Annotated in this window: 27 protein-coding genes; 15 read left to right on the forward strand and 12 right to left on the reverse strand. The window is 71.9% G+C overall.

Features of this window, described 5'->3' with window-relative positions:
• The first annotated feature begins 107 nt into the window (after positions 1-107).
• The 5 genes from ACIRF9_RS28010 (at position 108) to ACIRF9_RS28030 (ending at position 4,572) form a co-directional block, all read left to right on the forward strand.
• A complete protein-coding gene (locus tag ACIRF9_RS28010) occupies positions 108-713 on the forward strand; it encodes a sulfite oxidase-like oxidoreductase (protein ID WP_403827599.1) in 606 nt (201 codons plus the stop codon).
• A gap of 28 nt (positions 714-741) precedes the next feature.
• Positions 742-1,497, forward strand: coding sequence for a ferredoxin reductase (locus ACIRF9_RS28015; RefSeq protein WP_403827768.1), 756 nt, complete (start codon positions 742-744; stop codon positions 1,495-1,497).
• Between the two features lie 97 nt (positions 1,498-1,594).
• Entirely contained in the window at positions 1,595-2,182 is a 588-nt protein-coding gene (locus ACIRF9_RS28020) for a DUF3592 domain-containing protein (RefSeq protein WP_403827601.1), read from the forward strand.
• A gap of 143 nt (positions 2,183-2,325) precedes the next feature.
• On the forward strand, positions 2,326-3,294 hold the full coding sequence (locus ACIRF9_RS28025) for an acetylxylan esterase (RefSeq protein ID WP_403827603.1): 969 nt from the start codon (positions 2,326-2,328) through the stop codon (positions 3,292-3,294).
• Between the two features lie 111 nt (positions 3,295-3,405).
• Positions 3,406-4,572, forward strand: a complete 1,167-nt coding sequence (locus ACIRF9_RS28030; RefSeq protein ID WP_403827605.1) for a serine hydrolase domain-containing protein — start codon at positions 3,406-3,408, stop codon at positions 4,570-4,572.
• A gap of 12 nt (positions 4,573-4,584) precedes the next feature.
• On the opposite strand, the gene ACIRF9_RS28035 is transcribed toward ACIRF9_RS28030, so the two are convergent.
• Positions 4,585-5,307, reverse strand: coding sequence for a class I SAM-dependent methyltransferase (locus ACIRF9_RS28035; protein ID WP_403827607.1), 723 nt, complete (start codon positions 5,305-5,307; stop codon positions 4,585-4,587).
• Positions 5,308-5,312: 5 nt separating this feature from the next.
• The gene (locus ACIRF9_RS28040; RefSeq protein ID WP_403827609.1) at positions 5,313-5,876 is read right to left on the reverse strand and encodes a PadR family transcriptional regulator; all 564 of its coding nucleotides are present in this window, start codon (positions 5,874-5,876) and stop codon (positions 5,313-5,315) included.
• A gap of 74 nt (positions 5,877-5,950) precedes the next feature.
• Between ACIRF9_RS28040 and ACIRF9_RS28045 the strand changes: the two genes are divergently transcribed.
• The gene (locus ACIRF9_RS28045; protein ID WP_403827611.1) at positions 5,951-6,358 is read left to right on the forward strand and encodes a nuclear transport factor 2 family protein; all 408 of its coding nucleotides are present in this window, start codon (positions 5,951-5,953) and stop codon (positions 6,356-6,358) included.
• 34 nt (positions 6,359-6,392) lie between these two features.
• On the opposite strand, the gene ACIRF9_RS28050 is transcribed toward ACIRF9_RS28045, so the two are convergent.
• The 5 genes from ACIRF9_RS28050 to ACIRF9_RS28070 form a co-directional block, all read right to left on the reverse strand.
• On the reverse strand, positions 6,393-8,294 hold the full coding sequence (locus ACIRF9_RS28050) for a hypothetical protein (protein ID WP_403827613.1): 1,902 nt from the start codon (positions 8,292-8,294) through the stop codon (positions 6,393-6,395).
• Between the two features lie 224 nt (positions 8,295-8,518).
• The gene (locus tag ACIRF9_RS28055) at positions 8,519-9,289 is read right to left on the reverse strand and encodes an SDR family NAD(P)-dependent oxidoreductase (protein ID WP_403827615.1); all 771 of its coding nucleotides are present in this window, start codon (positions 9,287-9,289) and stop codon (positions 8,519-8,521) included.
• Positions 9,286-10,587 carry a histidinol dehydrogenase gene (gene hisD, locus ACIRF9_RS28060; protein ID WP_403827617.1) on the reverse strand — a complete coding sequence of 434 codons (1,302 nt, stop codon included), beginning with the start codon at positions 10,585-10,587 and terminating at the stop codon, positions 9,286-9,288. The genes ACIRF9_RS28055 and hisD overlap by 4 nt, the downstream gene beginning before the upstream one ends.
• Before the next feature lie 23 nt (positions 10,588-10,610).
• Positions 10,611-11,534 carry a VOC family protein gene (locus ACIRF9_RS28065; protein WP_403827619.1) on the reverse strand — a complete coding sequence of 308 codons (924 nt, stop codon included), beginning with the start codon at positions 11,532-11,534 and terminating at the stop codon, positions 10,611-10,613.
• The gene (locus ACIRF9_RS28070) at positions 11,531-12,502 is read right to left on the reverse strand and encodes a fumarylacetoacetate hydrolase family protein (RefSeq protein WP_403827621.1); all 972 of its coding nucleotides are present in this window, start codon (positions 12,500-12,502) and stop codon (positions 11,531-11,533) included. Before ACIRF9_RS28070 ends, ACIRF9_RS28065 begins: the two co-directional genes overlap by 4 nt.
• 230 nt (positions 12,503-12,732) lie before the next feature.
• Here ACIRF9_RS28070 and ACIRF9_RS28075 point away from each other — a divergent pair, with 230 nt between their 5' ends.
• The 8 genes from ACIRF9_RS28075 to ACIRF9_RS28110 all read left to right on the forward strand — a co-directional run bounded on the left by ACIRF9_RS28075 (position 12,733) and on the right by ACIRF9_RS28110 (position 20,549).
• Entirely contained in the window at positions 12,733-13,038 is a 306-nt protein-coding gene (locus tag ACIRF9_RS28075; protein WP_403827622.1) for an antibiotic biosynthesis monooxygenase family protein, read from the forward strand.
• Positions 13,039-13,072: 34 nt separating this feature from the next.
• Entirely contained in the window at positions 13,073-14,197 is a 1,125-nt protein-coding gene (locus tag ACIRF9_RS28080; RefSeq protein ID WP_403827624.1) for an FAD-dependent monooxygenase, read from the forward strand.
• The gene (locus ACIRF9_RS28085; RefSeq protein WP_403827626.1) at positions 14,194-15,225 is read left to right on the forward strand and encodes an amidohydrolase family protein; all 1,032 of its coding nucleotides are present in this window, start codon (positions 14,194-14,196) and stop codon (positions 15,223-15,225) included. The genes ACIRF9_RS28080 and ACIRF9_RS28085 overlap by 4 nt, the downstream gene beginning before the upstream one ends.
• Positions 15,222-16,202 carry a cyclase family protein gene (locus tag ACIRF9_RS28090; protein WP_403827628.1) on the forward strand — a complete coding sequence of 327 codons (981 nt, stop codon included), beginning with the start codon at positions 15,222-15,224 and terminating at the stop codon, positions 16,200-16,202. The genes ACIRF9_RS28085 and ACIRF9_RS28090 overlap by 4 nt, the downstream gene beginning before the upstream one ends.
• Before the next feature lie 11 nt (positions 16,203-16,213).
• A complete protein-coding gene (locus tag ACIRF9_RS28095; RefSeq protein WP_403827630.1) occupies positions 16,214-17,584 on the forward strand; it encodes an FAD-binding oxidoreductase in 1,371 nt (456 codons plus the stop codon).
• Between the two features lie 5 nt (positions 17,585-17,589).
• Positions 17,590-18,549, forward strand: coding sequence for a fumarylacetoacetate hydrolase family protein (locus ACIRF9_RS28100; protein WP_403827632.1), 960 nt, complete (start codon positions 17,590-17,592; stop codon positions 18,547-18,549).
• A 150-nt stretch (positions 18,550-18,699) separates the two neighbouring features.
• A complete protein-coding gene (locus tag ACIRF9_RS28105; protein WP_403827634.1) occupies positions 18,700-19,728 on the forward strand; it encodes a LysR family transcriptional regulator in 1,029 nt (342 codons plus the stop codon).
• 38 nt (positions 19,729-19,766) lie between these two features.
• Positions 19,767-20,549: an SDR family NAD(P)-dependent oxidoreductase gene (locus tag ACIRF9_RS28110; protein ID WP_403827636.1), complete on the forward strand. Its 783-nt coding sequence runs from the start codon at positions 19,767-19,769 to the stop codon at positions 20,547-20,549.
• Between the two features lie 145 nt (positions 20,550-20,694).
• Here the strand turns inward: ACIRF9_RS28110 and ACIRF9_RS28115 are convergent, their stop codons facing one another.
• From ACIRF9_RS28115 to ACIRF9_RS28135, 5 genes are all read right to left on the reverse strand, one after another.
• The gene (locus ACIRF9_RS28115) at positions 20,695-21,603 is read right to left on the reverse strand and encodes a hypothetical protein (protein WP_403827638.1); all 909 of its coding nucleotides are present in this window, start codon (positions 21,601-21,603) and stop codon (positions 20,695-20,697) included.
• Between the two features lie 137 nt (positions 21,604-21,740).
• Positions 21,741-23,201 carry an MFS transporter gene (locus ACIRF9_RS28120; protein WP_403827640.1) on the reverse strand — a complete coding sequence of 487 codons (1,461 nt, stop codon included), beginning with the start codon at positions 23,199-23,201 and terminating at the stop codon, positions 21,741-21,743.
• 53 nt (positions 23,202-23,254) lie between these two features.
• A complete protein-coding gene (locus ACIRF9_RS28125) occupies positions 23,255-23,671 on the reverse strand; it encodes a VOC family protein (protein ID WP_403827642.1) in 417 nt (138 codons plus the stop codon).
• A 6-nt stretch (positions 23,672-23,677) separates the two neighbouring features.
• Positions 23,678-24,448 (reverse strand): SDR family NAD(P)-dependent oxidoreductase, encoded by a 771-nt coding sequence (locus tag ACIRF9_RS28130; RefSeq protein WP_403827644.1) that lies wholly within the window; start codon positions 24,446-24,448, stop codon positions 23,678-23,680.
• On the reverse strand, positions 24,394-25,200 hold the full coding sequence (locus ACIRF9_RS28135; RefSeq protein ID WP_403827646.1) for an alpha/beta fold hydrolase: 807 nt from the start codon (positions 25,198-25,200) through the stop codon (positions 24,394-24,396). Before ACIRF9_RS28135 ends, ACIRF9_RS28130 begins: the two co-directional genes overlap by 55 nt.
• 182 nt (positions 25,201-25,382) lie before the next feature.
• On the opposite strand from ACIRF9_RS28135, the gene ACIRF9_RS28140 reads away from it, so the two are divergent.
• Positions 25,383-25,628, forward strand: a complete 246-nt coding sequence (locus tag ACIRF9_RS28140; RefSeq protein WP_403827648.1) for a hypothetical protein — start codon at positions 25,383-25,385, stop codon at positions 25,626-25,628.
• Positions 25,629-25,887 lie beyond the last annotated feature (259 nt).

The following is a 25,887-nucleotide window of genomic DNA, read 5'->3' on the forward strand; positions in this document are numbered from 1 at the left end:
GGCGTGCGGCACGGCTATTCCCCGTCCGGTGCGATGTTCATACGGCCGCAATGATCGAGGCACTGACCTGGGACGGAGCACTCCTGACGACCACGTACGGTTGAACCATGAACGTCACCCGAGGCTTCACCGGCCGCCCCCGCGTCCTCAACGCCGGGCTTCCACCCGGGCAGTACGACGCGGGCGACGACTGGCCCGTGCTCTCCGCCGAGGTCACCCCCGACCTCTCCCCCGCCGAGTGGACCTTCCGGATCGACGGGCTGGTCGCGGCGGAGCGGACGTGGGACTGGGACGAGGCGCGCGCCCTGCCGGAGTCGGCGTACGAGGGCGACATCCACTGCGTGACGAGCTGGTCGAAGTTCGGGGTGCGGTTCGGGGGCGTGTCCCTGGACGCCTTCCTCGACGTCGTACGTCCGGACCCGGCCGCCACCCACGCCGTCGCGTACGCGCACACCGGGTACACCACCAACCTGCCGCTCGCGGACCTCACCGGTGGGCGGGCGTGGATCGCGTTCGAGTACGACGGGAAGCCGCTCGCGCCCGAGCACGGGGGCCCGGCGCGGCTGCTGGTGCCGCACCTGTACTTCTGGAAGAGCGCCAAGTGGATCGCCGGCCTGCGGCTGCTCGACCACGACGAGCCGGGGTTCTGGGAGCAGAACGGCTATCACGAGCGGGGCAACCCCTGGGAGGAGCAGAGGTACTCCGGTGACTGAGACGGTGACTGAGACGTCGACCGAAAGCGTGGCCGGGATCTTCACTCCCGCGACCGGGTTCGCCGTGCCCGGCCGGATCGCGGTGAGCAACCGGGCCGCCGCCGTGTGGCAGACGGCGACGCTCACCGAGATCCGCCGCGAGACCCCGCACGCGGCGACCTTCCGGTTCGCGGTGCCGGCCTGGGCAGGGCATCTGCCCGGCCAGCACCTGATGCTGCGGCTGACCGCCGGCGACGGCTACACCGCCCAGCGGCACTACTCGATCGCCTCCGCGCCCGACGACGACGGCCACATCGAGCTGACCCTGGACCACGTCGAGGGCGGTGAGGTCTCCGGCTGGTTCCACACGGTCGCGAGACCGGGCGACCGCGTCGAGGTGCGGGGTCCGCTCAGCGGCTTCTTCGCCTGGCCGGGCGACCGGCCCGCGCTGCTGATCGGCGCGGGCTCCGGGGTCGTCCCGCTGATGTCGATGGTCCGGCACCACCGGGCGCGCGGCCTGGACGTGCCGCTGCGGCTGCTGGTGTCCGCGCGCGGCCCCGAGGAGCTGATCTACGCGCGCGAGTACGGCGCGGAGACCACGCCCGTCTTCACGCGGAGCGCGCCGGAAGGCGTCGCCGTGGGCCGGCTGACGGCCGCGCATCTGGCGCCGGCGCTCCAGGAGCGGCCCGAGGGCGGCTGGGAGGCGTACGTGTGCGGGTCCAACGCCTTCGCCGAGCACGCGTCGCGGCTGCTGGTGGCGGCCGGGCAGCCGGTGGACCGCGTCCGGATCGAGCGGTTCGGCTGAGCGCTCCCACGGCCCCACCAGGCGCCCGGTTGGCGGATGTACTCCAATGGGGGTACGAATTTTCTGTGGGCACTCGCGTCAAGCGAGGAGGTCCGACATGCGAACCCGGGTGCGAGGCTGGCGGTGGCGGAAGAACCCGCTGCGGCGCCGGTCGGACGTCGTGGAGGCGTGGACGGCGCTGGTCGTCGCCGTGCTGTTGCTGGTCGCCGTGCCGCTGGCCGGGGCGGTCGCGGGCCGATGGGCCCACGACGAGGCGCAGACGGCCGCGGAGCAGCAGCGGGCCGAGCGCCACCGGGTGCAGGCCGAGGTCGTGGGCCGGGTGCCGGAATCCCTGCCGTCGGCGGACGGCGTCCGGGAACGGACGTACCGGGTGACCGTGCGCTGGACGCCGGCCGGGGAGAAGCCGCGGACGGCGGAGGCCCGGGTTCCCGAGGGCACGCACAAGGGTGACGTGGTGGACGTGTGGTTCGACGCGCGGGGGCGGAGCGTTCCGGCGCCGCCGGGCGCGACGGCGGTGTGGCAGCACACGCTCACCATGGGCGTGTGCGGGGCGGGCGGGACGGCCGCGATGGTGCTGCTCGGACACGTCGTGGTCCGCCGGGTGGCGATGCGGCACCGGCTCACCGAGTGGGACCGGGAGTGGGCGCGCACGGAACCGGAGTGGACCCGCCGCAGGCCCGCCTGAGGTCGCGGACGGGGTCCGGCGAGGGGTGCGGCACGGTGCGGGAAGCGGTCGCGTGAGGCCGCCGACGCGGTCTGGCGAGGGCTCCGGAGAGGCACGTACGGTGTGATCATTCGTATGGCCAATTGACAAAAAGGCGGTCCTTCATGGCCCTGTTCGACCTGCCCCTCGAGGAGCTCCACGAGTACCGCAGCGCGTCCACCGAGCCGGAGGGTTTCGACGCGTTCTGGTCCAAGACGCTGCAGGAGGCCCGCGAGCACGACCTGGACGCCCGCTTCGAGCCGGTCGAGACGGGCCTGGCGACGGTCGAGGTCTTCGACGTGACGTTCGCGGGGTACGGCGGCCACCCGGTGAAGGGCTGGCTGAAGGTGCCGGCCGGCGCGCAGGGGCCGCTGCCGCTGGTGGTGGAGTTCATCGGGTACGGCGGCGGGCGCGGGCTGCCGCACGAGAACCTGCTGTGGGCGTCGACCGGCCGTGCCCACTTCGTGATGGACACCCGGGGTCAGGGCAGCGCCTGGGGCGGTGGCGGTGGCACCGCCGACCCGGTGGGCGGGGCGCCGTCGTACCCCGGTTTCATGACCCGGGGCATCGACGCGCCCGAGAACTACTACTACCGCCGGGTGTTCACGGACGCGGTGCGGGCGGTGGAGGCGGCCCGCGCCCACCCGCTGACCGACGCGAGCCGGACGGTGGCGCTCGGCGCGAGCCAGGGCGGCGGCATCACGATCGCCGTCGGCGGTCTGGTGCCGGACCTGGTGGCGATCGCGCCGGACGTGCCGTTCCTGTGCGACTACCCGCGCGCGGCCACGCTGACGGACCGTCACCCCTACCGTGAGATCGGCCTGTTCCTCAAGACGCACCGCGGCCGCGGCCAGGACGCGCTGCGCACCCTCTCCTACTTCGACGGCGTCCACTTCGCGGCCCGGGGCACGGCGCCCGCGCTGTTCTCGGCGGCCCTGGAGGACCAGACCTGCCCACCGTCGACCGTGTTCGCCGCGTTCAACGCCTGGGCGCACGAGGACAAGGCGATCGAGGTGTACGACTTCAACGACCACGAGGGCGGCGGCCCCTACCAGGAGGCGGCCAAGGTGCGCTGGCTGCGCTCGTACGCCTGAGTCCGCACACAGGACGGCGCACTCCTTCCCTGCGGTCCGACCAGTCGGTATGTTCGGAGGGCCCGGGCCGCAGCGTCGCGGTCCGGGATTCCGGCTGCCCACGGAGGACCCATGTCCGAGCATGTGCCCCAGGTCCACGGCCACTGCGACGAGCGGTTCGTGGCGGTGCGCGCCGCCTTCGAGGAGAATTTCCGCGACCGTGACGAACTGGGCGCCGCGGTGGCCGTCACGGTCGACGGGGTGACGGTGGTGGACCTGTGGGGCGGCTTCGCCGACGCGGCGCGCAGGCGCGCGTGGGAGCGGGACACGCTGGTCAACGTCTGGTCGACGTCGAAGGGCCCGACGGCGCTCTGCGCGCACATCCTGGCCGACCGTGGGCTGCTCGACCTGGACGCCCCGGTCGCGGCGTACTGGCCCGAGTTCGCGGCGGCGGGCAAGGAGAACGTGCTCGTACGGCACCTGCTGTCGCACCGCGCCGGGCTGTCCGGGCTGCGCGACCCGCACACGCTGGAGCAGCTCTACGACTGGGAGGTGACGACCGCGCGCCTCGCGGCCACCGAACCCTGGTGGGAGCCGGGCACCCGCTCCGGCTATCACGCGTTCACCTACGGCTTCCTGGTCGGGGAGGTCGTACGGCGGGTGTCGGGGCTGCTGCCGGGGGCCTTCCTGGAGCGGGAGGTGACCGGGCCGCTCGGCATCGACTTCCGCCTCGGGCTGCCGGAGAAGGAGGCGGGCCGGGCGGCCGAGCTGGTGCATCCGCCGGCCGCGTCGTCCAGCGAACAGGCCGCCGTCTTCGCCCAGTTGGCGCCCGCCGCCATCGCCGCCCTGGCCAACCCCCTGGTCGGCGCCGCCGAGGCCAACTCGCCCGGCTGGCGGGCCGCGGAGATCCCGGCCGCGAACGGGCACGGCACGGCACGCGCGATCGCCGCGCTGTACGGCATCGTCGCCGGGCACGGCTCCTACGGCGGTCGTCGCGTCCTGTCCCCCGAGGCGGCCGAGCGGGTGCGCGAGGGGCAGGGCGGCTGCCGGGACCTGGTGCTGGGCGCCGGGTTCGCGCACGAGACGGAGGTCGCCCTGGGCCTGTGGCTCAGCGGCGCCAACGGCTCCTACGGACCCAACCCGCGCGCGGTCGGCCACGACGGCTTCGGCGGCTCCTGCGGACTCGCCGATCCGGAGGCCGGGGTGTCGCTGGGGTACGTGATGAACCGTATGGGGCCGAGGATCGCGGACGACCCCCGCAAGATGGCCCTGGTCGACGCCCTGTACAGCGCGTTGTGATCACCTGGGGTGTCAGGCTCGCAGCGCCTCGACCATACGGACCCGTGGACTTCCGTCGCTCCTGGTGCCGAACTCGGGCAGGGCGCGGAGGTCCACGCGGAAGCCGGCGCGCTCCAGTTCGCGCCGCACCTCGCCGAGCCGGAAGGCCCGGTAGTACATCACGAACGGTGGCCGCCACACGGCGTTGCGCACCCGCATCACGGCGTCGAAGCCCAGGAGCATCCAGAACGCCGGGCCGGACGGGCGGGGCGGGGCGAGCACGGGGAACGCGAACCGGCCGCCGGGCCGGAGCACCCCGTGCACCTGGGCGAACAGGCCGGGCAGTTCGCGCGGCAGGAAGTGCCCGAACGCGCCGAAGCTGACGACCAGGTCGAAGGCGGCCGTGAAGGGCAGGGCGCGGGCGTCGGCACGCACCCAGGACACCTGCGGGCCCGTCACCGGCGCCCGTCCGCGGGCCTCGGCGAGCATGCCCGCGCTGAAGTCGACGCCGGTCACGCTGCGCCCGCAGACCGTCGCCAGGACGTCCATCCCGGCGCCGGTGCCGCAGCACAGGTCGAGGCCGTCGTCGTAGGGGCCGGACTCCTTGAGGGCCGAGGTGACCGCGGTCAGGACGGAGTCCGGGGTGCGGAAGGGCGTGTGGTCGAACTTGGGCGCGAGGAGGTCGTAGCCGTGCTCGACCGACGACAGGGCCTGGACGGCGAGTTCGCGCAAGCTGGGGCCTTCGGGACTGAACATCACCCTCAGCCTACGGCGGCGCGGCGCCGCAGGAGCAGGAGTGCGCGCTCGCACCAGCGCACGTTCTCCTCCTCGAAGGCGATGCCGGCCAGCAGGGTGAGGTAGGGCCCGATCCGGTCGGCCCCGCTCAGGTACTCCTCCTCGGTGCGCCCGGCGAGGAGCTTCTCGCGGACGCGCTCGTAGCGGGCGAGCTTGCCGCGGGCCCAGCCGCGGCGCTCCTCGATCAGCTCGCGGCTCACCTCGGGGTCGACGCCGTCCAAGGCCTGGATCTTGATGAGGAGTTCGTCGCGGATCGCGGTGGGCCGGCGGGGTGGCGCGGCGGCGAAGGCGTTCAGATCCGCGCGGCCGGCGTCGGTGAGGGTGAACATCCGCTTGTTGGGCCGGCGCTCCTGCTGCACCACCCGTGCCTCGATCAGACCGTCCTGCGCGAGCCGCTCCAGCTCCCGGTAGAGCTGCTGCGGGGTCGCGGGCCAGAAGTTGGCGAGGGAGACGTCGAAGACCTTGGACAGCTCGTAGCCCGAGGCCTCGCCCTCCAGGAGGGCGGCCAGGACCGCGTACTTGAGGGACATGTGGACAGGTTAACAGCAGGTGATTATTCTCATCCACACCTACTCAATAAATTGACCATATGCGAGGTGATCCGATGCGCGCGTTCCGTGCGGCGGTCGAGGCCGGCGATCTGGGCGCCGTCGAGGCGCTGCTGGCCGAGGACGTGGTGTTCTCCAGCCCGGTCGTGCACAAGCCGTACCCGGGCAAGGCGATCACCGCGGCGATCCTGGGGGCGGTGGTCCAGGTCTTCGAGGACTTCCGGTACGAGCGGGAGCTCGCCGGGGGCGAGGGCCGCGACCACGCGCTGGTGTTCACGGCCCGGGTGGGCGACCGGGCGCTCACCGGCTGCGACTTCATCCATCTGAACGAGGAGGGGCTGATCGACGAACTGACCGTCATGGTCAGGCCGTTGTCGGGCGCCCAGGCGCTCGCGGCGGCCATGGGCGCGCGGTTCGACGACATCCTGAAGGAGGCGGAGGCACGGTCGGCCTCCGCCTCCTGACGCTCTCGGTGACTCGGGCGGCGCTTGCGCGACCTCAGGCGACGGTGAGGGCGAGCGCTCCGGCATAGGTGCTGCCGGGGGTGAGGGCGGTGACCGTGCCGTCGACCGTCAGGGTCACCGTCCTGCCGCGCGGTGCCTTCACGGCCGCGTCGGCGGCCAGGGTGAGCGAGGTCAGGTACGAGGTGCCGGTGACCGTCCAGGTGGAGCCGTCGTCCAGCGTCACGACCACGCCGTTGTTGACGGCGGGCTGCGCGGTGTTGGTGACGATGCCCAGCTCGTAGAAGGTGGAGGCGTCGATGGACGACACCCTGTGCTTGGCGGCGGTCGCCGAGATCACGCCCTCGACCGACGAGCCGGTGAAGGTGAGGACCATGTTCTTGCCCTTGCGCATGCCGTTGTAGAAGTCGCCCTTGAGCGCGATGTCCGTGAAGGTGGCCGCGCCGTCGGTGGTGTGGGCGGCGGTGACGTCGAAGGAGGCGTCCTTGGTCGGGTCGGTGGTCGGCTCGGTGTAGACGCCGACGTTCATCATCTTGCCGTCGACGTTGACCGGGCCCGGGTCGTCCAGCTCGATCATCTGCAGGATGATCCCGTCGCGGGGGTTGAGCCGGGCGCCGTCGGAGCCGTCCACGGTGATGGCGGTCTGCTGGCCCTTGTTGAGGAAGGTGGCCCGTTCGGAGTTGATCACGGTGCCGCCGTCGAGGGTGAGGGTGCCGGCGCCGAAGAACATGTAGCCGAAGTGGCCTGAGTTCACGACCGTGTTGCGGACCGGCAGCGCCTTGAGCTCGGCGACGGACAGGCCGAGTTCCAGCTCGGTGTCGAGCGCGGCGACGGCCTCGCGGGTGCTGTCGCCGTAGTGCACCACGGCCGCCGGGCCCGCGATGATGGTGGCGTAGCTGCCCACGTCGAAGCGGGAGCCGAGGACGCGGACGGTCGCGTCGCCGATGGCGTAGGTGCCGTAGCCGTACTCCCCCGTGTTGCCGACATGGCTGTTGACGGCGGTGAGCTTGAGCCCGCTGCCGCCCTCCACGGACAGCGCGCCCCAGGTCTCGGAGAAGACGGTGGAGTTGAGGTAGGTGGCCCTGCTGTTCCGCCCGATGAGGTTGGTGGCGCGGACGTTGCCGTCCAGGCCGAGCATCCAGGGCACGGACTGCATGTACGGGGTCTCGACGGTGGCCTGGTAGTCGGCGGGCAGGACGCCGTTGCGGGTGCGGAGCCAGGAGTTCTTCACGACGACGTTGGCGCCGTCGTTGGAGATGACGGCGGTGCGTACGACGCCCTCGGTGGCGATGCGGGCGCCGTCCAGCACCAGCCTGGTCGCCGCGCCGTCACCGACCACCGCCGCGCCGTAACCGGCGAAGTCGCAACGGCCGTTCCCGGTGAAGGAGATCGTCGGCCGCTCCAGGGTGTACGTGCCGTCCTGCACGAACACCCCGTCGAAGCACTCGCCGGTCGAGACGATCGAGACGTTCCGTGCGAGGGTGTCGGTGAGCTTCCCGCCGAGCACCGCGGCGAGCACCGACTTCTCGCGCACGACACCGTCCGCGTCCACGTACAGCGCCTGCCGGAAGGGGAAGGTGAGCGTCTCGTACGTCACCTCGTTGGCCTCCGCGACCGTGAGCACCACGTCACCGCGGTAGGTGCCGGCCTGGATCAGGGTCGCGGTGCCTCCCGTCGCGGTCAGGAGCTGGCCGGTCTCCACACCGTCGACGGTCAGGGAGAGGCTGTGGCCGTCCGGGGCGACGATGCTGCCGCCGTCGGCGATGGTCAGCACGCTCAGCCGAGTGGTCCCGGAGAGTTCGTACGTCTCCCCGGAACCGACCGTCAGTCGCTTGCCGGAGGTCTTGGCCCCGGCGGTGGCGGCGCCCACCGGGAGCAGTACCGCCCCGGCCGTGGCGGTGCCGGCGATCAGGATCGAGCGTCGGGTGATCAGCGTCATTGCTTGCCTTCCCAGGGATCGTGTGCGCTGTTGCGCAGAGTGACCGGCCCGCCGTCGGATACATCGTCACAACGGCACGGGCGGAGGCACCTTGGGGTGCACCAGGGAGTGAAGCAGTCGGTTCCACCAGGAAAAAGGGGCCGTGCAGAGGCATGTCGGAACCCGATGCCTCGGATCGCACGGCCCACTTCATGGCGGTCACACAGGGTGGTGACAGCCCCCGGCTAGGCGGGAGCGATCATCCCGGCCGACAGGTCGATGTCGGCCCCGCACAGCCCCGGCATCGCCAGCATCGCCACCAACGCGCGGGCCACCTCGTCCTCTTCGACGAGCCGGCCCAGCGCCGCCCGGGAGGCGAAGTCGCGTTCGGCCTCCTCGGCGGTGCACCCGGTGAGTTCGGCGGTGAGGCGGAAGTTGCGGTCCATCCGCGGCCCCCGGACCGGGCCGGGGGAAAGGGAGTTGACCGCGACTCCCCGCGGGCCGACCTCCCCGGCGAGCGTGCGCGTCAGGCCCAGCAGGGCCATCTTCGACGCCGTGTACGGGGTGCGGTTCAGCAGCGGGCGTTTGCCGCTCACGGAGGCCACGTTGACGATGTCGCCACGGCCGGCCGCCAGCATCGGCGGGAGGAAGGCCCGGCACATCAGGTACACCCCGCGGACGTTGACGGCGAAGACCTCGTCCCACTCGTCGGGCTCGATGTCGACCAACGGGCGGACCGGCCCTGCCACCCCGGCGTTGTTCACCAGCAACGACACGTCCTCGTCGGCCAGTTCGGCGGCCAGGGCGCGTACGGAGGCGGGGTCGGAGACGTCGCACGGCGCGGTGCGGGCCTCGCCGCCCTCCTTCGCCACCCGCTCCGCCGCCTCCGCCAGGGCCTCCCGGGTGCGGCCGGCCAGGATCACCCGGGCCCCGGCCCCGGCGAGGGCGACCGCGAAGGCCCGGCCCAGCGGCCCTCCCCCGCCCGTGACCAGGGCCGTCCGCCCGTCGAGCCTCATACGGTGTTCCAGGGCAGCTCGTCGCCCGCGGCCCGGGCGGCCCGTACGTCCCCGGAGCGCGCGTGGCCCTCGAACAGCTCCACCCGGGAGGCCCGGCCGCACAGCCGGCCCAGCAGGGCCTGGGAGCCGGTGTCGGTGACCTCCTGATAGGTGACGGTCTTGAGGTACTTCCCCACCCACAGCCCGCCGGTGTAGCGGGCGGCCCCCCGCGTCGGCAGGACGTGGTTCGTGCCGATGACCTTGTCCCCGAAGGACACACAGGTGCCCTCGCCCAGGAACAGGGCGCCGTACTGGGTCATCCGGTCCAGGGCCAGGCGCGGATCCCTCGTGAGCACCTCCACGTGCTCGAAGGCGAACGCGTCGGCCAGTGCGTACAGTTCGTCGATCGAGTCGACGACGTGCACCTGCCCGTGGTCACGCCAGGCGGGCTCGGCGAAGTCCCGGGTGGGCATGCCGGGCAGGAGCCGCTCGACCTCGGCGATCGTCCGCTCGGCGACCTCACGGGAGGTCGTGATGAGCACGGCCGGCGAGTCGGGGCCGTGCTCGGCCTGGGAGAGCAGGTCGACGGCGCACACGAAGGGGTCCGCGTCGTCGTCGGCGAGGACGAGGATCTCGGTGGGGCCGGCGAACAGGTCGATGCCGATCTCGCCGAAGAGCTGGCGCTTGGCCTCGGCGACATAGGCGTTGCCGGGTCCGGCGATCAGGTTCACCGGGCTCATCGTGTCGGTGCCGACGGCCATCGCCGCGACCGCCTGCACCCCGCCGAGCAGCCAGATCTCGTCGGCGCCGGCGAGGTGCATCGCGGCGACGGTCGCGGCGGGGATCTCGCCCCGGATCGGCGGCGTACAGGCCACGACCCGGGGCACGCCCGCGACCTTGGCGGTGACGACGGTCATATGGGCGGAGGCGGTGAGCGGGTAGCGCCCGCCCGGGATGTACGCGCCCGCCGCCCGCACGGGAACGTGCTTCTGCCCGAGCCGTACGCCGGGCAGCGTCTCCACCTCGAACTCCTTCAGGGAGTCCAGCTGGTGCCGGGCGAAGGCACGCACCTGGTCCTGGACGAAGCGGATGTCGTCGATGACCTGCTGGGGCACCGAGGCGACGATCTTCTCGATCTCCTCCTCGCTCAGCCGGAAGGAGTCGGGGCTCCACCGGTCGAACTGCTCGGAGTACGCGCGCACCGCGTCGTCCCCGCGCTCGCGGATGTCCGCGATCACATCCGCCACGGTCACGCGCACCTGCTCGAGCGAGGCGGTGACCTCGGCCTTGGGCACGGCGTGCTTCAGGATCTCTGCCACAACTGCGGCCTTTCTACGAGGGATCAGACGGGCGGCGCTTCGAACAGCACGTCGGGGTCGTTGAACTGCTCCTTGGCGACCGACTCGCTCATCGGGTCGGCGGTCCCCCACTGGTCCTGGGTGATCGGGTCGTCCACGTCGTGGCGGCCGGGGTGCCACAGGTCCTCTTCGAGGACGGCGAGTTCGGTCGTGTACTCCACGGTGTTGCCGTGCGGGTCGTGGAAGTACGAGAAGGTGTTGTCGCCCGCCAGATGCCGGCCGGGGCCCCAGGTCAGCCGGGTCCCGGCGCGCAGCGCGCGCCCGGTGCCGCGCATGTACTCCTCGACGCCGCGCATCTCGAACGAGGCGTGGTGCAGGGAGACATGGGGGCCGCGTGCGATGGCGAAGGAGTGGTGCAGGGGGCTGCACCGCAGGAAGTACATGAGGTCGCCCATGTGCGTGGAGTACAGGGTGTCGGTGAGCCGGAAGCCGAGGTGCCGCACGTAGAAGTCCCTGAGGCCTTCCGGGTCACGGGAGTTGATCACGCAGTGCGAGAGGCGCACCGGGATCGCCTCCCGCTCCTCGATCTTCCGGTGGGTGCGGGTGGCCACGTCGGCCGACACCTCGACGACCCGCCCGTCGGGATCGAAGAACCGGATGCCGTAGCCGCCGCCCGGTGTGTCCAACGTCTTGGGCTCATGGACGAGTTGGACCCCCGCGCGGCCCAGCCGCACCGCCAGCTCGTCGACCGCGGCCGGTGACGCGGCGCCGAACGCCACCAGGTCCATCCGCTTGCGCTCGTCCCTGCGGATGCGCACGACGTACTGCTCGGGGCTGCCCTCGGCGGCGAAGAAGGCGAGGCCGCTGTCGTTCGCGACCTCGGTCAGGCCCCAGGTGGTCCCGTAGAAGGCGCGCTGGCGCTCGAAGTCCGGTACGGCCAGGTCGACATGGCGCAGATGGGTGATCATGCTCGGCTGCTCCTGACGGTGTTGCGCTGGTGGCCCAGCCCGGTGATCTCCGCCTCCAGCACGTCACCCGGCCGCAGGAAGACGCCCCAGTGGGCGCCGTTCCCGGCGGGGGAGCCGGTGAGCAGCAGGTCGCCGGGGTGCAGGGTGGTGGTCGTGGAGACGTAGGCGATCAGGCGGGGGATGTCGAAGATCATGTCCTTGGTCGACTCGTCCTGCCGGACGACTCCGTTGTGCCGGAGGGTGATCCGCAGGTCGTTCGGGTCGCCGGCGAAGGCGGCCGGGACGAGGAAGGGGCCGGTCGGCAGGAAGGTGTCGGCGTTCTTGGCGGTGAACCAGTCGGTGCCGATGGCCTTCAGGTCGGGCCGGTAGAGGCGGTCGCGGGTGGTGAGGTCGTTGCAGATCGTGTAGGCGGCGACGTGCGCCATCGCCTCCTCGGCCGGGATGTTCCGTCCCGGCCTGCCGATGACCAGGGCGAGTTCGAGTTCCCAGTCGTGCTGTTCGCCGAGGGCGGGCAGGACGATGTCGTCGTAGGGCCCGCACATCGCCCGGGGGGAGCCGAGGAAGACGTACGGGACGCCGCTGCGGATCCGCTCGTCCATCATCTTCTCGGCGTCGGCGCGGGCCTCCTCGGGGGTGGCGCCGTGCACGCTCTCCTTCTCGGCGGCGACCAGGTCGACCACGTGCTTGCGGTAGTTGGCGCCGCTCTGCAGGACCTGGCCGGGTGCGATCGGGGCGAGGACCTCCAGGCCTGCCAGGTCGTGCCAGGTGCCGTCGGTCCCGGCGGCCAGGTCGGTGAGCCGGGGCAGCCAGGTGTCCCACTCCTCGACCAGGGCGCGGACGGACGGCACCCGGTCCGACAGGTCGCGCACGCGTGACCCGGTGACCAGGCCGGGGAACGGCCCCGCGTCGCCTCGGAACGTACCGAGCGCGAAGGGACCGGCATGGGTGGGGAGGGGATCGTCGGGCACGGGCGGCTCTCCTCGTACGGTTCGGGGACTTGTTCCGACGCTAGGCAGCTCCTGCCGGTCGCGGAAATGGCCGTTGGCGATGCCTGCCATCACCCGGCGCCCCGGCCCCTCCACCGGGGCTCCATCGCCGTACGGGATGGATGGATTCCCCCTTGCCGATGCCTCGATCCGTTGACCCTGCACGGACCGCCCAGCAGGCTCGGAGCACCCCAGCACCGGAGGAGAAACACATGGTGGTCGAGCATGCCGAGCTGACGGTCGAAGCCGGCCGGGAGGCGGAGTTCGAGGAGGTCTTCGGCAAGGCCCGCGAGGTGCTCGCCGAGGCCGAAGGCTTCCGCTGGACCGAGCTGCTGCGCTGCGACGAGCGGCCGCGGACCTATCTCCTGCTCGTCGGCTGGGCATCGGTCGAGGCGCACACGGTCGGCTTCCGCGAGTCCGAGCGCTTCCGGCGCTGGCGTGCCCTCGTCGGACCGTTCTTCGCCGGGCCGCCGGCGGTCGAGCACTACCACGAGCTCGGCCCGCGCTTCCTCGGCTGACCCCCACTGGCCTCTACGTTCGCAAGGATCACCCATGCCCGTACAGAAGGTGCTCGTCGTCGGCGGCGGCATCACCGGAAGCGTGCTCTCCCTCGCGCTCGCCCAGCGCGGCGCCGAGGTCGAGCTCGTCGAGATCTCCCCCCAGTGGTTCGGCGTGGGCCACGGCATCACCCTGCAGGGGAACGCGCTGAAGGCGCTGCGTTCCGTGGGCGTGCTGGACCGGGTCCTCGAGCGCGCCGTGCCGTTCGACGTGCTGCGGCTGCTGCGCGCCGACGGCGGACTGCTCGCGGAGCTGCCCACTCCGCACACCGGGGGTCCGGACCTGCCCTCGACCGCGGGTGCGCTGCGGTCGGATCTGCAGGACGCGCTGTGTGACGCCGTGCGCGCGCACGGCGTCACCGTGCGCCTCGGGCTCAGCGTCGACCGTATGGACCAGTCCCTCGATCATGTGGACGTCACCTTCACCGACGGCACGACGGGCCGCTACGACCTGATGGTGGGCGCCGACGGGATCAACTCACGGATGCGGGCGTTGATCGGGATCAACACCCGGCCCGCTCCGGTCGGTATGTCCATCTTCCGGGTGGTCGCTCGACGTCCCCCCGAGATGGTCTGCCACGAGGTGTACTACGGCGGCCCGCGCTTCAAGGCCGGCTACAGCCCGATCTCCGCCGACCGCTGCTACGCCTACCTCCTCGACGAGAACCTGAACGCCTCCCTCATCGGGCCGCGGGCCCCGCTGGCGCTGATGCGCGAGCGCGGGGCCGGCTACGGCGGCATGTGGGGGCGGATCATCGCCGCGCTGCCCGAGGACACGGCGGTCGACTACCGCTGGATCGAGGCGGTGCTGGTCGACGAGCCCTGGTACCGCGGCCGCGCGATGGTCATCGGCGACGCCGCGCACGCCTGTCCGCCGCTGATCGCCCAGGGTGCCGCCATGTGCATGGAGGACGCGGTGCTCCTGGCCGAGCTGGTGACCGGGGACGAGCCGCTGGAGAAGGCGCTGGAGCACTTCATGGCCCGGAGGCTGCCGCGGGTGCGGATGGTGCTGGAGAACTCCCTGCAACTGGCGCAGTGGGAGATCCACCCGGGCACGCCCGGCGCCGACCCGGCCCGGATCATGTCGGAGACGCTGGACTCCCTGACGGCGGCCGCATGAACCCGGACAGCGGTACGGTCGCGCCCGGCACCCCCGTCGTCGACTTCCACGGCCATCTCGCGGTCCCCGCCGCCGACGCCCTCGTCGCGGGCACGCCCGGTTTCGCCGCCGAGCTGGCCGCCGAGCAGCGCGCCCACTCCCCCGCCTCCCTCGCCGTCAACCGCGCCCAACTGGACCGGCTGCGGCCGAAGTTGACGGATGTGACGGCGCGGCTGGCCGACCTGGACGCGATGGGTGTCGACCTCCAGGTGGTCGGTCCGATGCCGATGCACCACTACTGGACCGCCCGGGCGACGGCGGTACGTCTGGCCCGTACCGTCAACGAGGCCGTCGCCGCGCACTGCGCGCTCGAGCCCCGGCGGCTGTACGGACTCGGCACGGTCCCGCTCCAGCATCCCGACCTGGCGGTGGCGGCGCTGGAGCGGGCGGTCACCGACCAGGGCCTGCACGGGATCAGCGTCTCCACGCGGGTGAACGGACGGGAGCTGGCCGACCGGGCGCACGATCCGGTGTGGGAGGCGGCCGAGGAGCTGGGGGCCGTCGTGTTCGTGCACCCGTGGGGGTGCTCGCTGGGCGAGCGGCTCGCCACGCACTACCTGGGCAACACGGTGGGGCAGCCGGTGGAGACGGCGGTGGCCCTCTCCCATCTGATCTTCACCGGTGTCCTGGACCGCTTTCCCCGGCTGAAGCTGGTGGCCACGCACGGCGGCGGCTATCTGCCGACGTACATCGGGCGCTCCGACCACGCCTGGCGGGTGCGGGAGGACGCGCGCGGCTGTGCCGAGCCGCCGAGCGCCTATCTGCGGCGGCTGTGGTTCGACTCGCTCGTCTACACCCCGCGCGCGCTGCGCCAGCTGGTGGCGGAGGTGGGTGCCGACCGGGTCGTGCTCGGCACGGACCACCCCTTCGACATGGGAGTGGACGACCCGCTGGCCCGTCTGGACGCCGCCGCCCTGGCACCGGCCGACCGGGCCGCGATCGCCGGCGGCAACGCCCTCGACCTGCTGCTGAAAGGACGTACCCGATGACTTCCGGCCCGACCCTCGGTCCCATCGAGGAGGAGCTCGCCAAGGCCCGTGCCGCCTACCGCAACTGGGGCCGCTGGGGCGAGGACGACGTGCTCGGCACGCTCAACTTCATCGACGACGCGATACGGGCCCACGCGGCGGGCCTGGTCCGGCGGGGACGGTCCTTTTCCCTCGCGCTGGAGTTCAACGAGTCGGGTCCGCAGCGCGGTTTCCGGGGCCGGATCAATCCCGTGCACTACATGAAGGACACGGGGTCGGACGCGGCCGCGGGCACCCAGGGCTTCCCGCACGGTTTCGGCGGCGCCGACGACCACGTCGTGATGCCGTTGCAGGCCTCGACCCAGTGGGACGGGCTCGGCCACATCTACGACAACAAGCTGGCGTGGAACGGCCGTCCGTGCACCATCGTGAACGGCGACGGCGACTCGGTCACCGGGATCGAGCACATGCGGGACGCGTTCACCGGGCGGGGTGTCCTCCTCGACGTCGGACGCGCGGTCGGCGACGAGCACGGTGAACTCCCGGACGGTTTCCCCGTCCTGGAGGAGCATCTGCGCGCCACGATCGAGGCGCAGGGCGCCACGTCGACCGTCCGCCGCGGCGACCTCGTCCTCGTAAGGACCGGACAGCTGGGCCGGGTCCGGCGGCTCGGCGCGTGGGGCGGCTACGCCGCCGGTGACGCGCCCGGGCTCTCCTTCACCTCGCTCGGCTGGCTGCACCGCACGGAGATCGCCGCCATCGCCTCCGACACCTGGGGCCTGGAGGTGCGGCCGTACGAGTTCGCCGAGCCGGCGATGTCCCCGCTGCACCAGATCGCCATCCCCAACATGGGCCTGCCGCTGGGCGAGATGTGGGACCTGGAGGCCCTCGCGCAGGACTGCGCGGCCGACGGCGTGTACGAGTTCCTGCTGGTCGCCGCGCCCCTGCCGGTGACCGGCGCGGTCGGCGCCCCCGTCAACCCGATCGCTCTCAAGTGAGGACCCCCGACGTGCACACGAACCGCTTCTCGGGAACGCTCCGCCTCCCCGACGACGAGGGCTTCGAGGAGGCATGCTTCGGCCGGGTCTTCAACGCCCGCCGCCCGGCGGACCGTACACCGGCGGCCGTGCTCGAGGCGGTCTGCGAGCAGGATGTCGTGGAAGGCGTACGGCTCGCCCTGGAGCGCGGCTGGCAGGTCGCCGTCCGCTCCGGCGGGCACAGCTGGGCCGCCTGGTCGGTGCGCGCGGACGCGCTGCTGATCGACCTCGGCGGCTTCCGGGAGCTGGCGTACGACCCGGACACCGGGATCGTGACCGCCACCCCGAGTGTCAAGGGCGGTGACGAACTCAACCCGTACCTCGGCGGGTTCGGCCGCTTCTTCAACGGCGGGCACTGTCCCTCCGTCGGCATCGGCGGCTTCCTGCTCCAGGGCGGGCAGGGCTGGAACGCCCGGGGCTGGGGCTGGGCGGCGGAGAACATCGTGGCGATCGACGTGGTCACCGCCGAGGGCGAGCTGGTGCGCGCCGACGAGGAGCGGCACAGCGACCTGTTCTGGGCGGCGCGCGGCGCCGGGCCCGGCTTCTTCGGTGTCGTGACCCGTTTCCATCTGCGCACCCGTCCCCTGCCGGGGCATCTCGCCCACACGGTCCACGCCTATCCCCTGGACCTGTTCGACGAGGTCATGACCTGGCTGCACGGCACGCACCACACGGTGTCCGACCTGGTGGAGATCGTCGCCCTGACGCAGACCCCGCCCGGCTTCGACGCACCCGTGCTGCTGGTCACGGGCGTGTCGATGACGGACACCCCGGAGCAGGCCGCCGAGGCGCTCGCCCCGCTGCACGCCAACCCGTACGCGGACCGGGCCCTGTTCCGCGTCGAGGCCCGGCCCACCACGCTCGCCGAGCAGTTGGACAACCAGCGGACCGCCAACCCCGAGGGGCACCGCTATCTCGTCGACAACGCCTGGCTGAGCGGTCCGGCGCAGGACGTGGTGCCCGCGATCCGCAAGGCGTTCACGGAGCATCCCACCCGGGGCACCTTCACCATCTGGTTCTCGATGGCTCCCCTGCGCCGACTCCCCGACATGGCCTTCTCCCTGCAGTCCGAGATCTACTGCGCCACCTACGTCGTCCACGACGACCCGGGCCGTGACGCCGAGCTGCGTGCGTGGCTGGACGCGGCGATGGCGGCGATGGAGCCGGTGACCGCCGGACAGTACCTCGGCGACTCGGACTTCACCGTGCGGCAGCTGAGGTTCATGGGGGACGCGCAGTGGCGGCGGCTCCAGGAGATCCGTGCCGTGCGCGATCCCAAGGGCGTCTTCGCGGGCTACCTCGGCGCCGGGGCCGTCACCAACACCAACCACTGGGAGCAGTGAGAGCGATGCGTTTCGCGACGTACGAGTACGAGGGCGTGGAGCGCGCCGGGGTGGTCCGGGAGGATGGGGTGGTCCATCCGCTGCCCGAGGGTGTCACCGTCCTGGAGCTGATCGAGGAGCAGCGGCTGCTGGAGGCCGGTGCCCAAGCCCTGTCCGGGACGCGTGGGCCGACGGTGGACCGGGTACGGCTGCTGCCGCCCCTCGCGCCGCCGTCCATCCGTGACTTCGTCGGCTTCGAGGCGCACATCGAGGGGGTCTCGAAGTCCCTGGACGGCCTGGAGCACGTGCCCGAGGAGTGGTACCGGGCCCCCAACTTCTACTTCACCAACCCGCACGCCGGCCACGGCGCCCATGACGACGTACGCGTCCCGGCGGGCTGCTCGGTGCTGGACTTCGAGCTGGAGGTCGGCGCGGTCGTCGGGCGGGCGGGCCGGGACCTCACCCCGGAGCAGGCGCGGGAGCACATCGTCGGCTACCTCGTCTTCAACGACTGGTCGGCCCGTGATCTGCAGAAACCGGAGAAGAACCTGGGGCTGGGATTCTCCAAGGGCAAGGACTTCGCGAACACGCTCGGCCCGTTTCTGGTGACCGCCGACGAGGTGGAGGACCGGCGCGATCCGGACGGTTTCCTGGACCTGGAGATGACGGTCACCCTGAACGGGAGGCTGATCGGCCGCGACACCCTCGCCAACGTGTCGTGGACCTTCGAGGAGATGGTCGCCTACGCCTCCCGGGACGCCTGGGTGCGGCCCGGGGACGTCCTCGGCTCCGGGACGTGCGGCTGGGGCGCACTGGCCGAGCACTGGGGCCGGCTCGGGGAGCGCGTCCCGCCCCCGCTCGCGCCCGGCGACGAGGTGGAGCTGACCGTGGAGCGACTGGGCACCCTGCGCAACAGGGTGGTGCCGGGGCGGGCGGACATCTATCTCCCGCGCGCCCGCAAGCGGGGCCGCACCCCTCGACCGTAACGGTCATGACCTGCGGGTATCCAGGGATCCGATGGCTGCTATCGGATCCCTGTGAGTTGCGTCCCGGAGTCTTCCTCGCCCCCGGCCGCGCTGGTTAACCTCCGATTCAACCGAGCTTCAAGGACGCGGCGCGGCCGGAAGGGGACATACGTGGGTCTCGGAGCGATCGACCTCAATCTTCTGGTGGCGCTGGAAGCCCTCCTGGAGGAGAAGAACGTCACCCACGCGGGTGTACGGCTGTCCACCAGCCAGTCCGCGATGAGCGGCTCGCTGGCCCGGCTGCGCCGCCACTTCAACGACGAGCTGCTGATCCGGGTCGGCCGCGAGTACGAGCTGACGCCCCTCGCGGAGCGGCTGCTGCCGGTCGTCCAGGCCTCCCTGTACAAGGCCGAGGAGGCGCTGTCGCTGACCCGGCACTTCGACCCTGCGCGCAGCCGCCAGCGGTTCTCCGTGGTGATGTCCGACTACGTGATGACCGTGTTCGTGGAGCCGCTGCTGCGGGTCATCGCGGCCGAGGCGCCGGGGGTGCGGATCGACTTCCATCCGATCGTGGACGGGCAGCTGGAGACGGAGACGCATCTGCGCTGCCACGACCTGATGATCGTGCCGCTCGGCTACCAGTTGCCGGGGGTCAGTGAGGCGGTGATGCACGACCGGTTCGTGTGTCTCGTCGACCCGGGCAATCCGCGGCTCGTGGACGGACGGCTCAGCCTGCGCGACCTCGCGGAGATGCCGCACGCCGCCTGCGCCATCGGCAAGAGTCTGACGCCGGCCGACCGGCAGCTGGAGACCCTCGGCATCACGCCGAAGGTACAGGTCAGCACTCCGGGCTTCAGTGTGCTGCCGTTCCTGGTGAGCGGCACGGACCTGGTGACGCTGGTGCCGGAGCGGCTGGCCCGCCGCTACGAGGGGTTCGCGCGCTGTGCCGTCGTGGAGCCGCCGTTCCCGGACGTGCCGCTGGTGGAGGCCATGTACTGGCACCACAACCGGCACGCCGATCCCGCGCACAGCTGGCTGCGGGAGACCGTGCGCAGGGTCGGGGCGTCGCTGAGCGAGCCGGGGGTCGCCGCGTCGCCGGCCGAGCCGCTGATCACCGAGCCGTCGGCCGAGCCCGCGATCGACGACGCGGATGACAGCCATGGGGATCGCGCGTTTCCGGAGCTGTCCGCGGCTTCCTAGCGTGGACGGGAGGATCCCGTACCGACTCTGGAGGAGCCGTGAGCCGTACACGTCTGGCGGGCCGGACCGTCGTCGTCACCGGAGCAGCGCAGGGGCAGGGGGCCGCGGAGACCGCGGCGGCCGCCCGGGAGGGTGCGACGGTGGTCGCGACCGACGTCCTGGACGAGGCCGGTGAGAAGCTCGCCGCGGCTCTGCGGGCCGACGGCCTGGACGTGACCTACCGGCACCTGGACGTGTCGTCGCCGGACGACTGGGCGGCGCTCGCGCGCGAGCTGGACGTCGTGCACGGTCTGGTCAACAACGCGGGCATCCCGGTGCGGGCCCGCCTGGGCGAGGTCGAACTCGCCGACTGGGAGCGGGCGTTCGCGGTGAACACGACCGGCGCGCTGCTCGGCATCCAGGCCCTCGCCCCGCTGATGCCGGCCGGCTCGGCCATCGTCAACGTCGGCTCCGTCGCCGCGCTGACGGCGCATCACGCGGTGGCGTACACGGCCAGCAAGTGGGCGCTGCGGGGTCTGTCGAAGGTGGCCGCGCTGGAGTTGGCACCGCGCGGCATCCGGACCAATCTCGTGCATCCCGGTTACATCGAGACCCCGCTGATGGCCACCGCGAACCCGGTGTTCGTCGCGGCGCACCTGTCGATGACGCCCCAGGGCCGCGCGGGCTCGGTGGAGGAGGTCGCCCCGCTGGTCGTCTTTCTGCTGTCCGACGAGGCGTCGTACGTGAACGGCGCGGAGATCACCGTCGACGGCGGGTACGCGGCGCACGGCGGGGTGAAGGCGATCACCAACGCGCTGGACGCCCCGGTGGCCGACCGCTGAGGTTGGGGGTCTGCCGGCCACCGTGCCGTGGAGCCCTGGCCGGGCGGGGGTGTTGTGAAAGTCCAGTGCGGTGCCCGCGGTGTCCGGTGCGTGCCCTCGGCGTGCCGGGCGCCGCGGGTGCTGTGCGGGACTTTCACAACACCCCCTAGTCCCTGAGGTCCGCCAGGGACGTCCTCGTGTCCGTCTTCAGCATGTCCGAGACCTCGTCGAGGGTCGGCGGATCCGTGTCGTCGTCGTACGAGGAGTAGTAGGCGCTGTAACTCATCGTGTACGTCACCCAGCCGTCCCGTACGGCGAGCGTCGCGTAGAGCGAACCGCTGGACGAACCGGAGGTCGTGTCGTCGCTGACGAGGTAGGCCTCGTCGCCGATGCCCGTGACGGTCTCCACGTCGTAACCGGTGTGGCTGTCGCCGTAGTTCTTCCAGGTGGCGGTGAACTCGGGCCCGGGGTCGGTCTTCTTGTGCAGGTCGAGCTGGACGTAGAGGTACGCGTCCGCGTACGTCGACGTGGTCTTCTTCAGGCTGATGCTGCACAGGCCCTCGTCGAGGGCGTCGTCCTCGAGCCTGTTGCGGGTCGGGGCGCCGTCGGTGTCCGGGTACTCGTCCTTGAAGGAGGAGTAGTCGGTGGCGTTGCACAGGTTCGCGGGCGCCGTGTAACCGCGCAGGTCCGCGTCGTCTCCGGCGCCGATCAGGAAGACGCCGGCCGCCCAGGCGGCGGACGCCACCAGCGCGCCGACGGCGGCCCACAGGACGGCTCTCCCGGCGCCGCCGCCCCCTCTTGCGGGCGGCGGCCCGACCACGGGGTAGGGGCCGGGCTGGACGTACGGGTTCCCCGGCTGGGGCTGGCCCGGACCCGGCTGGGCGGGCACGCCGACCAGGGTCGGCTGGGCGTAGACGTTCTGGGGGCCCGTCTGGGCCGCGGGCGCGGCGGGCGGGAATCCCAGCGGACCGCCGGGAGCCGGCGACTGCGGGTTCGGGTAGGGGTACGCGCTCGGCTGGGCCGGAGCGTCGGACGGCGGTTGGGGCTGCTGCGGAGGCTCAGGCGGCGTGGACATGTCGTGAAGATAGTGGTCAGATGGCAGTCAAGTCCCTTGACGTCACGGATCGTTACGCTCTAGGGACATCTGCCGTAAACCTCGGAGAGGCCGGGTTTTCGACCCGGCCTCTCCTGTGTGCGGTGGGATACGAGGGGCTACGCGGACGCGGTCTGCACCGGCGCCGTCACCGTCGCGCGAGCGGTGTTCTTGCGGACCAGCAGCAGGGTGACCAGCGCGCCCAGCAGGGAGGCGCAGCCGCAGATCACCACGCCGACGGCCATGCCGTGGGCGAGGGCGGTCTGGGCGGCGGCACGGGCGCCGTCGCTGCCGGCGTTGACGACGGCGAGGGGCCCGGCCGCCGCCTCCATGCCGGCGTCGGCGCCGCTGAGCTTGCCGACCAGCGCGGAGGACGCGGCGCTCATGGCGACGGTGCTGATCACGGCGGGGCCGAGGCCCTGGCCGAACTCGCGCACCAGGCTGGTCGCGCCGCTCGCCATGCCGGTCATGTGGATCGGTACGGCGTTCACGGCGGCGGAGGTGAGCGAGGAGACCACGCAGATGAAGCCGACGCCGAGCAGCAGCACCGGGCCGATGAAGGCGGCGAGGGAGGTGGTGGTGATGGGCAGCGCGGCGATCCAGAACTGGCCGGCGGCCATGGGCAGCAGGCCGCCCATGAGGAGCCAGCGGGGTTCGACGCGGGTGAGCATGCGGCTCAGGACGGGGGCGAGGAGCAGCGGGACGAGCTGGAGGATCACGAAGGGCATACCGGCCCGCAGGGGGCTGAGGTGCATGACGGCGCCGAGGCGGATGGAGACGCAGTAGGCGGTGCCGATGAAGCCGAACATACCGGCCAGCGCCACCACGGCGGCCGCCGCGAACGACGGGATCCTCAGCAGGTCGAGGTTGAACATGGGCGACGCGGAGCGCTTCTCGGCGATCACGAAGGCGACCAGCGACACGGCGGCGAGGGTGAGGGCGCCGACGATGGCCGGGCTGCTCCAGCCGCGCTCGCCGCCCTCGATGATGCCCCAGAGCAGGGCGGTGAGGCCGACGGCGACGGTGATCTGACCGGGCCAGTCCAGGGTGCGGCCCTCGGGGGCCTTGGAGTCGGTGACGAGGAAGTTGCTGGTGACGGCGACGACCAGGCCGAGGACGACCGGCGGCACGAACGCCCAGCGGAAGTCGGCGACCGTGGCGAGCAGGCCGGAGGACAGCGGGCCGACGGCCGAGGCGAGGGAGATGCTCAGGGCCCAGGTGGAGACGGCCTTGGCGCGGTCCTTCTCGTCGGGGGTGGCCGCCGCGATCACGGCGAGGGAGCTGGGGAAGAGCGCCGCGGCGCCGATGCCGGCCAGGGCCTGGCCGATCCAGAGCATGGTGATGTTCTGCGAGGTGGCGTTGAGGAGCTCACCGAGCGCCAGGACGAGTCCGCCGAGCACCAGCAGGCGCTTGCGGCCGAAGAGGTCGCCCACCACACCGAAATTCAGCTCGAGAATGGCGGTGGGCAGAATGAACGCCGAGGTGACCCAGGCGACCTGGGAACCGGAGGCGCCGAATGCCGCCTGGATTTCTCCGTTGATGGGCGAGGGCACGGTAATGCACAGCTGTGCTGCGGCCACGGCCAGACAGCAGGCTATGAGTGTTCCCCTGTCGAGTCTTTTCAGCACGCTTGTCATTCCGTACTCCGTCGCTCTATGAGTTCGATGAGATTTCCCTCTGGGTCGGTGACCCAGGCCATACGCACTCCGGGTTCGGGGGACGGTCCGGGTGCCAGGGCCTCGCCCGCTCCCTGGGCCACCAGGGCCGCATGGACGGGGTCGAGTTCGGGGGTGGTGACCGCGAAGTGGCCGTATCCCTCCGTGAGGGCCGCCGTGATCGGGTCGGGGGCCCGCAGGCCCGGTGCGGAGCCCGTTCTGGCGAGCAGTTCGAGACGCCAGCCGAGCGGATGTTCCAGGACGACGCCGCGCAGACCCGGTCCGTCGAGGTGGAACTCGAAGACGGTCTCCAGCCCGAACGCGCTCTTGTACCAGGCGGTCTGGGCCGGCAGGTCCCGTACGGTGACGCCCACGTGGTCGAGTCGTGCGCGCATGCCGGTTCAGCCCGCCATCGCGCTGTCGCCGCCGTCGACCATGAGGTTGGCGCCGTTGACGAAGGCCGCCTCGTCCGAGCAGAGGAACGCGGCGACCCGGGCGATGTCCTCCGGTTCGGCGATCCGGCCGACGGGGATCCGGGCCTCCAGGTGGGCCTTCGGTCCCTCGGGGTCGTCGAGGAAGGGGGCGGTGGCCGAGGTGCGGGTCATGCCGGGGGCGATGGTGTTGACCCGGATGCGGTGCGGGGCGCCGGCCGCGCACAGGTGCTTGCTCATCGCCAGCACCCCGCCCTTGGCGGCGCCGTGCGGCACCATCGGCAGGAAGGGGGCGCCGCGTACGGCGGCCACGGACGCGACGTTGAGGACGGCTCCGCCGCCGCGCGCGACCAGGTGCGGCCAGGCGGCGCGGGTGCAGAAGTACGGGATGTCGAGCTCGTTGCGGAGAGTGAAGTACCAGTCCTCGGCGGGCTGGGTCTCGAACGGCCCGTTCCGGAGGGCGGAGGCGTTGTTGTAGAGGATGTCGATCCCGCCGTACTCCGCGATTCCGGCCTCGATCCATTCCTTCGCGCCCGCTTCGGTGGACAGGTCCACGGGGGCGAGGGAGCGCATGACTCCGCCGGACTTCTCGACGAGTTCGACGGTTTCCGTGTCGCGGTCCGCGTCGATGTCGCAGCCGAATACGCGGGCGCCCTCGGCGGCGAATATCTGTGCGGCGGCCCGCCCTATTCCGGCTCCTGTGCCGCTGATGAAGGCGATTTTCCCGGCCAGTCGACCCATGATTGCCCAAGTCCCTTGTTCGTACCGCCGGAGTGCGGTGGTGGCAGCGTAGGGAGGGCCTTTGGCCGGAACAAGAAATGTGTCAGCGCGGGGGCATCGGGGGTTCGTATGGCTGGTATGCGGCGCGCGCCCCGCGCCGTGTCGAAAGGCCGCTCACAGCACGCCGCGGAGCTGTCGAGTTCGGCGGGGGTCAGGTCGGCGTGGCGCATGGTGAGGGCGTCGTGACGGACGAAGAAGTCGAGGTCGGCCTCGCGGGAGGCGTCGAGCGGGGCGAGCCGGGCGCCGGGTTCGGTCTCCTGCCGGACGGGGTCGATGCCGAGCAGCTCACCGATCTTCCTGACGCCGGCGATCCAGCCGTCCCGCTCGAAGGTGGCCCGCATCTCGTCCAACTCGGCCTGCGTACGCAGCCGTTCCGCCTCAGGCAGCAGGCCGGGGACGGCCGGCTCGTGCGCCACGAGGGTGCTCAGCCGCCCGGGGTGCCGGGCGGCGAGCCGCAGCCCGATGACGGCTCCCATGCTGCAGCCGAGCATGCGCGCGGGCCGGTCGGTGAGTTCGGCGAGCAGCCGGTCCACGTCGTCGGCGTGCTCGTCGAGGGTGGCGCCGGAGCCGGGGGTGTCCAGGATGCTGCGGGACAGTCCGCGGCGGTCGTACGTCACGACCGTGTACGCGTCGACGAGGTGGTCGACCATCGCGTCACTGCGGCTGGCGTCGCCGGCGGTCCGCGTCGATGCTCGCCAGAGCAGGCTCCGCACCGCCCCGGGTGCCGGGCGGCGACGGCGGCGAGGGTGAGGGCGCCGCAGCGTCCTGGACGCCCCCGGCTCCGGCGCCGAGCCCGGCGCGACGGTGACGGCGCCGGTGCAGAGCTCTTCCTGCTGGGGCGCACCTTGATGAAGATCGGCGAGGAGGCCATCCCCACGGAGGGCGTCGGCACTGCGTGGCCCGGCTGAAGGAAGTGGGGTCGGTCGTCACCGCGCCGGATCCCGCCGACCGGCGCCGGGCCCTGCTGCGCCGCAACCCGGAGGTCTCGGAGCGGCGCTCCGAGGTCGCGGCCACCCCCATCGAGGCAGCGCTCGGCGCGGCCCTGGGTACGGAGGACACCGACGAGATCGCCCGGACGGTCGCCCTACGGGAACAACTCGCCGAACTCCTCTCCCCCGACGCCCTCGGTCGACTTCGTTGACGACTCCGTGGTACAGTCCTGACAGTACCCGTGTAAGTCCCCGTCGGGGCGCGGTACTGATTCTCTTTCAACCAGCCGATCCGCCCGCCGTTTTTCCCGGTCGGCGCAACGGCTTTCCCGCACCACCTCGCCGGCGGCTCCGTGCCGCCGTACCCGAGGTGCTGTTCCCGCCGCCCGAGGCGCGCAGTGGCGCCCTCCCGTCGCGGCCGCACCCCCTTCCTTCGCATGTCTCATGCCCTCCGTCCTGGAAAGGACCGAC

This window comes from Streptomyces sp. NPDC096132 (assembly GCF_044763345.1).
Classification (GTDB): Bacteria; Actinomycetota; Actinomycetes; order Streptomycetales; family Streptomycetaceae; genus Streptomyces.